This window comes from Bradyrhizobium sp. ORS 375 (assembly GCF_000239775.1).
Lineage (GTDB): Bacteria > Pseudomonadota > Alphaproteobacteria > Rhizobiales > Xanthobacteraceae > Bradyrhizobium.
The window spans coordinates 1-9694 of the sequence record NZ_CAFI01000221.1 but is presented as its reverse complement, the minus strand read 5'-3'; the positions used below and the strand labels follow the sequence as shown (position 1 = coordinate 9694).

The window sequence follows — 9694 nt, the reverse complement described above, 5'->3', positions numbered from 1 at the left end:
CGATGTCGGTCGATCTCTACATCGATCGCGTCGTGCGCGGCGCACGCGCCGTCGTCGTGCGCTGTCTCGGCGGCCTCGACTATTGGCGCTACGGACTGGAGCGGATCGCCGCGGTGTGCCGCAGCCGGAACATCCTGTTTGCGGCTCTGCCGGGCGATGATCGCGCCGATGAGCGGCTGGATGCACTGTCGACCTTGCCGCTAGCGGCCACCTCACAGCTCTACGGCTATCTGCACGAGGGCGGCATCGGCAATGCGCGCGAATGCTTGCGTTATCTTGCCACGCTGCTCGGCCGCCAGGCGCAGGTCGTGCAGCCCGCGGCGATCGGCTCGATCGTCGGCTTCGTGCCCGATCGCGGCGCCGTCGCCATCGATGATCTCTGCTGCTCCGACGATTCCAGGCCGGCCGCCCTGATCACCTTCTACCGCGCCAGCCTGCTCGCCGCAGATACCGCAGGGATTGCGGAGTTGATGCGGGCCCTCGAGCGGGAAGGGCTTGCGGCCGTTGCGATCGCCGTGACCAGCCTGAAGGACCCGTCCATCGTCGAGCCGCTTGCGCGCCTGATCCAACGGCGGCGGCCCGCGATCATCCTCAACGCCACCGCGTTCTCCGCTTTGCGCGAGGATGGCAGCACCGTGCTGGATGTCGCCGACGCGCCGGTGCTGCAGGTCATTCAGGCGCAGAGCGGCGAGGACGCCTGGGCGTCATCATCGCGCGGCCTGTCGCCGACCGACCTCGCCATGAACGTCGTGCTGCCCGAGCTCGACGGACGGCTGCTGGCGCGGACCATCGCCTTCAAGGGCGAGGCGGCGGTTGACGAACGTCTGCAATTCGGCGCTATGCGGCATGTCCCGCAGCCTGATCGCATCGCCCATGTCGCGCAGCTTGCGGCACGATGGGCTCGCCTGCGCTCGCTGCCGGCCCGCGAGCGCCGCGCCGCGCTGATGTTGTCCGACTATCCGGCGCGCGGCGGCCGTCGCGGCTACGCGGTCGGTCTCGATACCAGCGCGAGCGCGGCGGCCATTGCAGCGCTGCTGGCGCAGGCGGGATACGATCTCGGCGACGCGCCTCCGACTGCTGCCGACGTCGAAGCGCTGCTGCGTGACGAAGCCGATGAGCTCGTCGTGCCGCTTGCGGACTATCAGAGCGTGCTCGCGCGGTTGCCCGGCGATCTGCAGCGCGCGTTGCAGGGCGATTGGGGGGCGGCGGATGCCGACCCGGCGTGTCGCGACGGCGCGTTCCGTTTTCAGGTGCTGCGCGCCGGCAAGCTGTCGATCGTGCTGCAGCCCGATCGCGGCAGCCGCGCCGATCGCAAGTCCGGCTATCATGATACGACCGTGCCGCCCCGGCATGCCTATGTCGCGCTCTACGCGCATCTGCGCGAGATCGAGTGCATCGACGCGCTCATCCATCTCGGCGCCCATGGCACGCTGGAATGGCTGCCGGGCAAGGCGCTGGCGCTGTCGCGCGATTGCTGGCCCGAGGCCGTGCTTGGGCCGCTGCCGGTGATCTATCCGTTCATCGTCAACAATCCCGGCGAGGCCATGCAGGCCAAGCGGCGGCTGGCGGCGCTGACGCTCGGGCACCTGACGCCGCCCTTGTCGCAAGCCGGTCTGCACGGTCCGCTGCGCGAGCTGGAAGGCCTGGTCGAGGAATATGCCGAGGCCGATGGGCTGGACAAGCGCCGCCTGAGGCTGCTGGAAGACGAGATCATCGCGCGCGCCTGGCAGAGCGGCCTCGCGGCGGATTGCGGGCTCGACCGCACGATGAGTGGACGCGAAGCGATCGCGCAGCTCGATGCGCAACTATGCGACATCAAGGAGCTGGCGGTGCGCGACCGTCTGCATGTGTTCGGCCAGGCGCCGGATGCAGCTGCCAGCGCGCTGCTGAGCGACGCGATCGTGGCGGCCGCGGACGGCGCCGTCGATCGCGACGAGGTGAACACGCGGATACGCGCGAGCGCATCGGCCGAGGCCGGCGCCTTGCTGGCTGCGCTGGAGGGCCGCCGCGTCGCGGCAGGTCCCGCCGGCGCGCCGAGCCGTGGCCGCCTCGATGTCCTGCCCACGGGGCGTAATCTGACCGCGATCGACCCGCGCGCCATTCCGACGCGCACCGCCGTGCTGGTCGGTGCGCGCGCGGCCGATGAGGTGATCCGGCGCTATCTGCAGGAGCATGGCGACTATCCGCGGGCCCTGGTGCTCGATCTCTGGGCCTCAGCGTCGCTGCGGACCGGCGGCGATGATCTCGCCCAGGCGCTGGCCTATCTCGGCGTGCGGCCGCGCTGGGACCACAATTCCAATCGCGTGACCGGCATCGACGTGCTGCCGCTGGCGGTGCTCGATCGTCCACGCATCGATGCGACGTTGCGAATTTCCGGCCTGTTCCGCGATCTGTTCGAGGCGCAGATCGCGCTGTTCGATCTCGCCGTACAGACCGTCGCTGCGCGCGACGAGGATGACGCCGACAATCCGCTCGCCGCCGCGCGTCGCCGCGGAGAAAGTCTTGCGCGCGTGTTCGGCGGCGCGCCCGGCAGCTATGGCGCCGTTGCCGCCGATCTCGCGCTCGGTATGGCCTGGGACAGCCGCGCGCGGCTCGGCGAGGCCTATCTCGACGGTACGGGCTTCAGCTTCGGCGGAGCGCATGACCATGTGCCGGCCTCGGACGCGTTCCGGGCCCGCGTCCGCAGCGCCGACGCGCTGGTGCACACCCAGGACGATCGCGAGCGCGACCTGCTCGATGGCGAGGAGGTGGCCGATTTCGCCGGCGGGTTCGCCGCCGCTGCGGCGTCGCTCGGCGCGTCACCCGCGCTGCTGCATCTCGACACCAGCCGGCCCGATCAGCCGAAGGCGCGGACCTTCAGCGAGGAGATCGCCCGCGTCGTGCGCGGCCGCCTCACCAACCCGCGCTGGCTCGCAGGCATGCTCGGTCATGGCCACCGCGGCGTCGCCGAGATCGCGCAAGGCGTCGACGCGCTCTATGCATTCGCCGCGACCTCCGACACGGTGCCGGAGCATCTGTTTGATCTGGCGCATGGGGCGCTGCTGCGCGACGGGGCAGTGTTCGAGGCCATGATCGATCGTAACCCTGCGGCGGTGGCCGCCATCGTCTCGCGGTTCGAGGATGTGCTGCGGAGACGGCTGTGGGTGCCGCGCCGCAACGCCGTGGCCGACGAGCTCGCAGCGGCCCGCGCGCGCCTCGCACCGACGGAGGCCGTGCCGTGACCGCCGCGATCGACATCAAGGGCTGGTGCCCGGGCGCGCGGCGGCCGATGCCGAGCGGCGATGGGCTGATCGTCCGCGTCCGGCCGCATGGCGGTGCGCTGACGGTCGTCGCGTTGCGCGCGTTGGCCGAGGCCGCGTCGCGCTTCGGCAACGGTCAGATCGATCTGACCCGTCGCGCCAATCTGCAGATCCGCGGCGTGTCTTCGGAGACGCTGATGCCCTTGTGGGAACTGATGGCGTCTCTCGAACTGCTGGACGACAGCGCCGAGGCGGAGGCGATCCGCAACATCGTGATCAATCCGCTCGCGGGCCTCGATCCGGCTGAGATCATCGACATGCGTCCCGTTGCAGCGGCGTTGGAGCTGCAGCTCGCGGCCGACGAGGAGTTGCGGGCGCTGCCGGCGAAGTTCGGCTTTGCGCTGGATGGCGGCGGCAGGCTGGCGCTGGCCGCGCTCGCGGCCGATGTGCGTCTGGCGGCTTTTTTTCAGGACCAACAGTGCCGCATCGCTTTGGGACTTGGCCACGCTGATGCAGTGACATGGCTCGGAACGGTCACCTTTCCGCAGGCCGCGGCTGCCGCGGTGAAGGTCGCGCGAGGCGCGCTGCACTACAGCCCGACGAAACGTGCCGCAGCCCTGTCGCCGGATGCGATCACCGCCATCGCGACCGAGCTTGGCCTCGAAGCGTCCGTTGCGATTGCGCCATCGCCATCATCAGGGGTGACCTCGCGGCAACGTCAGGGCGTGATCGTTCTGACGGATGAGACCTGCGCAGTCGGCCTCGGTGCCCCGTTCGGCCACGTCGACAGCGACGCGCTGGCGCGGCTTGCTGCGTTGCTGGTCGCGTCGGATGTCTCCGAGGTTCGCCTGTCGCCATGGCGCACATTGTATGTCGCCGCCCGCCCAGACGTTGCCGAGCAGCTCGTGGCCGATGCGGCTGAGCTTGGCCTGATCGTCGACGATGCCGATCCCTTGCTGCGCGTCGATGCCTGCTCGGGATCCGGCTGCTGCCCCTCGACCCGGTTGGCGACGCGGGAGCATGCGCGCATGCTCGCAGGTGACATCGCTCGCACGCGTTTTCCGGGCACGCTGCATGTCTCCGGTTGCGCCAAAGGGTGCGCGCGGTCGGCGGCGGCCGACCTCGTGCTGGTCGGCGAGGACGATCAGTACTGCATCGTGCGCAACGGCACGGCCAAAAGCGAGCCCTCCGGCGTTCTCGATCCGGCCGACATCGGATTAACGAGCCACCGGCTGTTTCGATCGCGAGAGAGCGTCCATGTCTGATCTGCGCGACTACATCAAGGATGGCGCGGAGATCTATCGCCGCTCGTTCGCGACGATTCGCGCCGAGGCGGATCTGTCGCGCTTCCAGGGGCTGGCCGAGAAGATCGCGGTCCGCATCATCCACGCCTGCGGCATGGTGGAGATCACCTCCGACATCGAGATGTCCGAGACGTTCGCCGCCGAGGCGCGCGCGGCGCTCGATCGCGGCGCGCCGATCCTGTGCGATGCCAAGATGGTGGCGCAGGGCATCACGCGCGCCCGGCTGCCGGCCAACAACGAGATCATCTGCACGCTTGATGCTCCCGGCGTGCCGGCGTTGGCCGCCCAGCTCGGCACCACGCGATCGGCGGCGGCGCTGGAGCTGTGGCGGCCGCATCTCGCTGGCGCGTTGGTCGCGATCGGCAATGCACCGACCTCGCTGTTCCATCTGCTCGACATGCTCGATCAGGGCGCGCCGCGGCCGGCTGCGGTGATCGGAACCGCAGTGGGCTTCGTCGGCGCGCGCGAATCCAAGGAAGCGCTCGCGGCCGATGGCCGCGTGCCGTACCTGATCGTGAAGGGACGCAAGGGCGGCAGCGCCATGGCGGTCGCCGCCGTCAATGCGATTGCGAGCGACGTCGAATGAGCCTGCTCGACACCATCGCCGGCAGAGCCGAGGCGGGCACACTCTACGGCATCGGCGTCGGTCCCGGCGATGTGCGCTATCTGACGCTGCGCGCGGCGGGGCTGATTCAGTCGGTCGACGTCGTCGCGTTCTTCGCCAAGCGCGGCATGGAGGGCAATGCACGGCGGATCGTCGCGCCGCTGATGCCGGCCGGCCGCCACGAGCTGCGCCTGGAATATCCCGTCACCGAGGAGGTGCCGGTGGCCGACGCCTCCTACCAGGCGCAGATCGGCGAGTTCTATCAGCGGGCCGCCGGCAGCATCGCGGCGCATCTCCTGGCGGGGCGGTCGGTCGGCCTGCTGTCCGAAGGCGATCCGTTCTTCTATGGCTCGTTCATGCACATGTGGCGGCGGCTCGAGCAGGATCATCCGGTCGAGGTCGTTCCGGGTGTCACCGGCATGTCCGGCTGCTGGACCAAGGCCAACGTGCCGATCACCTGGGGCGACGACATCCTGTCGGTGCTGCCGGGCACGCTGGCCGAGGACGTCCTGCAGGACCGGCTGACGCGCTGCGAGGCTGCTGTCATCATGAAGGTCGGGCGCAATCTCACCAAGGTGAAGCGCGCGATCACGCAGGCCGGGCTGCTCGATCGCGCGCTCTATGTCGAGCGCGGCACGATGGAGGCGCAGCGCGTCGCGCCGCTGAGCGAGGTCGAGCAGGACCGCGGCCCGTATTTCTCGATGATCCTGATCCCGGGCCAGGGGCGCCGGCTGTGACGGGCACGCTCACCATCGTCGGCGTCGGCCCGGGCGCGCCCGAGCTGATCACGCCGGCTGCGTCGGCTGCGATCGCACGGGCGACCGATCTGATCGGATACGGCCCCTATCTCGAGAGGGTCACTGCCAGCCATCCAGGTCAAGCCCGGCACGCCAGTGACAATCGCGTCGAGCTCGATCGGGCGCGGCATGCGCTCCAGCTCGCAAGCGATGGCCGTCACGTCGCCGTCGTGTCCGGCGGCGATCCCGGCGTGTTCGCGATGGCGGCTGCGGTGTTCGAGGCTGTCGAGGCAGGCCCGTCCGAATGGCGCGCGCTCGACATCCGCGTCGAGCCGGGAGTGACGGCGATGCTCGCCGCCGCGGCCGAGATCGGCGCGCCGCTCGGCGGGGATTTCTGCGCGATCTCGCTGTCCGACAATCTCAAGAGCTGGGCGACGATCGGGCGCCGGCTCGAGGCCGCGGCGGCCGCCGATTTCGTGATCGCGCTCTACAATCCGATCTCCAAGGCGCGGCCTCATCAGCTGGGCGAGGCCTTCGCATTGCTGCGGCAGATCAAGCCGCCATCGACCGTCGTCGCGCTGGTGCGGGCGGCGGGCAGCGGCGATGTCACGGCGATCATTACGACGCTGGAGGAGGTCGACCCCGCCAAGGCCGACATGCGCACGCTCGTGCTGATCGGATCGACGGCGACGCGCCTGATCGCGCGCGCCGGCAAGGCGCCATTCGTCTACACGCTGCGTCGTGAAGCCGGAGCGGGCTCGTGAGCGAGCAGCGTCTCCAGCCACAGCAGCGCCGCTCGCGCGTCGTCCAGCGCCACGCCATGCGGCTTGTCGGGCCGCGCGATCATCACGACGGGAATGCCGAGCTGCCGCGCCGCGGCGATCTTCGCATAGGTCGCAGCTCCGCCGGAATTCTTGGAGACCACGACGGCGATGCGCTCCTCCGCCAGGAAGGCCAGCTCCTTCGCCTGATCGAACGGTCCGCGATCCCTGATGAAGCGGATGTCGGGCGGCAGCGCGATGTCGCCGGGCGGATCGATCGTACGTGCAATGTAGTGATGCTGCGGAGCTGCGGCGAAGGCCGTAAGCTCGAGACGACCCAGACTGAGGAACACGCGCGAGGCCTGTTGCCCAAGGACGCCGGCCGCGGTCTCGGCGCTGTCGACCTCGATCCAGTGATCACCGCCCTGACGTTGCCATTCCTTGCGCCGGATCGAGGCCAGCGGCAGCGACAGCGTGCTGCAGGCCGCAACGGCATGCCGCGACATCTGGTCGGCGTAGGGGTGGGTGGCGTCGATCACGGCGTCAACAGCATGATCGCGCAGCCACGCTTCCAGTCCGGCGATGCCGCCGAAGCCGCCGATGCGGGTCGGCAGCGGCTGCGGCCGTGGCGAGGCGGTGCGGCCGGCCATCGACAGCGTCGCGTCGAACCGGCTGTCGCCGGCCAGGAGCTGCGCGAGCTCCGATGCCTCGGTCGTTCCGCCGAGAATGAGAATGCGCATGCGGGGCAGGGTCCATGCTGAGTCCGGATGCAACTTGCAACGCGACGCGCTGGCTGTCCATCATCGGGATCGGCGAGGACGGCGTTGATGGTCTCTCGATGCACGCGCGCGACCTGGTCGCGCAGGCGTCGTTGGTGATCGGCGGCGAGCGTCACCTCGCGCTGGCTGCGCCGCTGATCAAGGCGGAGCGCATGGCCTGGCCGAGCCCGCTGCATCTGGCATTCGAGCAGATCGCATCGCGCAAGGGGCAGCCTGTCGTGGTGCTGGCCAGCGGCGATCCCTTCAATTACGGCGTCGGCAAGCAGCTGATGCAGCGCTTCCCGCCGGCGGAGATGCTGTGCCTGCCGCATGCATCGGCCTTCAGTCTCGCCGCGGCTCGGCTCGGCTGGCCGCTGCAGGATGTCGCTCAGGTGACGCTGCACGGCCGCGCGCTCGAAGGCATCGTCCGTCATCTCGCGCCGGGCGCGCGGATCCTCGCGCTGGCCTGGGATGGATCGACGGCCGCAAAGCTCGCCGCCTTGTTGACCGCGCGCCGCATGGGCCGTTCGCGGCTGACCGTGCTCGAGGCGATGGGAGGCCCGCAGGAGCGGCTGCGCAGCATAGTGGCCGATGAGTTCGACCTGTCCGACATCCATTCGCTCACGACCTTGGCGCTGGAGATCGAGGCCGAGCCCGGTGCGCCGGTGATCCCGCTGACATCGGGCCTTGCCGATGAACTGTTCGAGCATGACGGCCAGCTCACCAAGCGCGATGTCCGAGCCGCGACTTTGTCGGCGCTGGCGCCGATGCCGGGCGAGCTGCTGTGGGACGTCGGACTGGGATCGGGCTCGGTCGCGATCGAATGGCTGTTGCGCCATGGCTCGCTGCGCGCCATCGGCATCGAGGCGCGGCAGGAGCGTGCTGATCGTGCCATGCGCAACGCGCTCGCGCTCGGTGCCCCTGAGCTGAAGGTGGTGGTCGGGCGGGCGCCGGCGGTGCTGGCCGATCTCGAACGGCCGGATGCGATCTTCATCGGCGGCGGCATTTCGGAAGCGGGTGTATTCGAGGCCGCCTGGGCGCGGTTGAAGTCCGGGGGCCGGTTGGTCGCCAATGTCATCTCGCTCGAGGGCGAGGCGCGGCTGATCGATCTGTTCGGCCGCCATGGCGGCGAGTTGGTCCGGATCGCGGTGTCGCGCATCGAGCCGGTCGGCCGCATGCATGGCTGGCGTCAGGCGATGCCGGTGACGCAATGGCGGGTGAGCAAGCCATGATCGCGCTCGGGATCGGCTGCCGTCGCGACGCGAGCCTCGATGCGATCGAGAGCGTCATCGCGCAGGCGCTCGCCGCTGCGAAGCTTGCAGTGGATGACATCGCAGTCGTGGCGACCGCCGACGACAAGTTGCGTGAGCCCGGTGTGATCGAGGCGGCGAAGCGGATTGGCCGCCCGTTGCTCGGCCTGACGGAAAATGAACTCTCGGCGGTGGCGGATCTCGCGGTCACGCGGAGCGATCTCGTCCAGCGTCTGAAGGGCGTGCCGTCGGTCGCCGAGACTGCCGCGCTCGCAGCCGCCGGCCGCAATGCGTCGCTGATCATGCCACGGCTCGCCAATGCGTCGGCCACCTGCGCGGTGGCCCGGGGCGAGGGCCGGGCGGAGGATGGCCGATGACCGTTCATTTCATCGGCGCGGGCCCGGGCGCGCCCGATCTCATCACCGTGCGCGGCCGCGACCTGATCGCGCGATGCCCCGTGTGCCTCTATGCGGGCTCGCTGGTTCCGACGGCATTGCTCGATCACTGCCCGCCAGGCGCGCGCATCGTCGACACGGCGCCGCTGGCGCTCGATGAGATCATCGCCGAGATGGCGCGGGCTACGGCTGGCGGCGAAGACGTCGCGCGGCTGCATTCGGGCGATCTCTCGATCTGGAGCGCGCTCGGCGAGCAGCTGCGGCGTCTCGACGCGCTGAAGATCCCGTATACGGTCACGCCCGGCGTGCCGTCGTTCTCGGCCGCCGCCGCTGCGCTCGGCCGCGAGCTGACCTTGCCGGGCCTCGCCCAATCCGTGGTGCTGACGCGGACATCCGGCCGGGCCTCGGCGATGCCCGAGACGGAGCAGCTGTCGCTGTTTGCACAATCGCGGGCGACGCTCGCCATCCATCTCTCGATCCACGTGCTCGACAAGGTCGTCGCCGAGCTCCGGCCGCATTATGGCGCGGACTGCCCGGTCGCGATCGTGTATCGCGCGAGCTGGCCGGAGCAGCAGATCATCACCGCGACGCTGGCGACGATCGTCGATCGCGCCGCGGCTTTCAGCCTGGAGCGGACCGCGCTGAT

At 69.7% G+C, this 9694-nt stretch carries 9 protein-coding genes; 8 read left to right on the top strand and 1 reads right to left on the bottom strand.

Translation table 11 applies throughout. The annotated features are described in order from the left end of the window. From cobN to cobJ, 5 genes are all read left to right on the top strand, one after another. Positions 1-3221: cobaltochelatase subunit CobN (cobN, locus tag BRAO375_RS18400; protein WP_009028964.1), on the top strand; the 3221-nt coding region annotated here is incomplete at its 5' end. Beyond that, on the top strand, positions 3218-4504 hold the full coding sequence (cobG, locus tag BRAO375_RS18395) for a precorrin-3B synthase (protein WP_009028963.1): 1287 nt from the start codon (positions 3218-3220) through the stop codon (positions 4502-4504). The genes cobN and cobG, both read left to right, overlap by 4 nt. Beyond that, positions 4497-5129 (top strand): precorrin-8X methylmutase, encoded by a 633-nt coding sequence (locus BRAO375_RS18390; RefSeq protein ID WP_009028962.1) that lies wholly within the window; start codon positions 4497-4499, stop codon positions 5127-5129. The genes cobG and BRAO375_RS18390 overlap by 8 nt, the downstream gene beginning before the upstream one ends. Continuing rightward, positions 5126-5884 (top strand): precorrin-2 C(20)-methyltransferase, encoded by a 759-nt coding sequence (locus BRAO375_RS18385; protein WP_009028961.1) that lies wholly within the window; start codon positions 5126-5128, stop codon positions 5882-5884. Before BRAO375_RS18390 ends, BRAO375_RS18385 begins: the two co-directional genes overlap by 4 nt. Beyond that, positions 5881-6648, top strand: coding sequence for a precorrin-3B C(17)-methyltransferase (gene cobJ / locus BRAO375_RS18380; RefSeq protein WP_009028960.1), 768 nt, complete (start codon positions 5881-5883; stop codon positions 6646-6648). Before BRAO375_RS18385 ends, cobJ begins: the two co-directional genes overlap by 4 nt. Here cobJ and BRAO375_RS18375 read toward each other — a convergent pair. Beyond that, positions 6612-7385, bottom strand: a complete 774-nt coding sequence (locus BRAO375_RS18375; RefSeq protein WP_009028959.1) for a cobalt-precorrin-6A reductase — start codon at positions 7383-7385, stop codon at positions 6612-6614. The genes cobJ and BRAO375_RS18375 overlap by 37 nt on opposite strands. Before the next feature lie 14 nt (positions 7386-7399). Here BRAO375_RS18375 and BRAO375_RS18370 point away from each other — a divergent pair, with 14 nt between their 5' ends. From BRAO375_RS18370 to cobM, 3 genes are all read left to right on the top strand, one after another. Further along, on the top strand, positions 7400-8635 hold the full coding sequence (locus tag BRAO375_RS18370) for a bifunctional cobalt-precorrin-7 (C(5))-methyltransferase/cobalt-precorrin-6B (C(15))-methyltransferase (protein ID WP_009028958.1): 1236 nt from the start codon (positions 7400-7402) through the stop codon (positions 8633-8635). Next, the gene (locus tag BRAO375_RS18365; protein WP_009028957.1) at positions 8632-9030 is read left to right on the top strand and encodes a cobalamin biosynthesis protein; all 399 of its coding nucleotides are present in this window, start codon (positions 8632-8634) and stop codon (positions 9028-9030) included. The genes BRAO375_RS18370 and BRAO375_RS18365 overlap by 4 nt, the downstream gene beginning before the upstream one ends. Next, positions 9027-9694: precorrin-4 C(11)-methyltransferase (gene cobM / locus BRAO375_RS18360; protein ID WP_035641001.1), on the top strand; the 668-nt coding region annotated here is incomplete at its 3' end. The genes BRAO375_RS18365 and cobM, both read left to right, overlap by 4 nt.

What these genes read in the sequence shown, in the direction of transcription:
- BRAO375_RS18390 (WP_009028962.1), top strand. Translation starts at nt 4,497, where the DNA reads ATGTCTGATCTGCGCGACTACATCAAGGATGGCGCGGAGATCTATCGC.
- BRAO375_RS18385 (WP_009028961.1), top strand. Translation starts at nt 5,126, where the DNA reads ATGAGCCTGCTCGACACCATCGCCGGCAGAGCCGAGGCGGGCACACTC.
- BRAO375_RS18375 (WP_009028959.1), bottom strand. Translation starts at nt 7,385, where the DNA reads ATGCGCATTCTCATTCTCGGCGGAACGACCGAGGCATCGGAGCTCGCG.
- BRAO375_RS18370 (WP_009028958.1), top strand. Translation starts at nt 7,400, where the DNA reads ATGCTGAGTCCGGATGCAACTTGCAACGCGACGCGCTGGCTGTCCATC.
- BRAO375_RS18365 (WP_009028957.1), top strand. Translation starts at nt 8,632, where the DNA reads ATGATCGCGCTCGGGATCGGCTGCCGTCGCGACGCGAGCCTCGATGCG.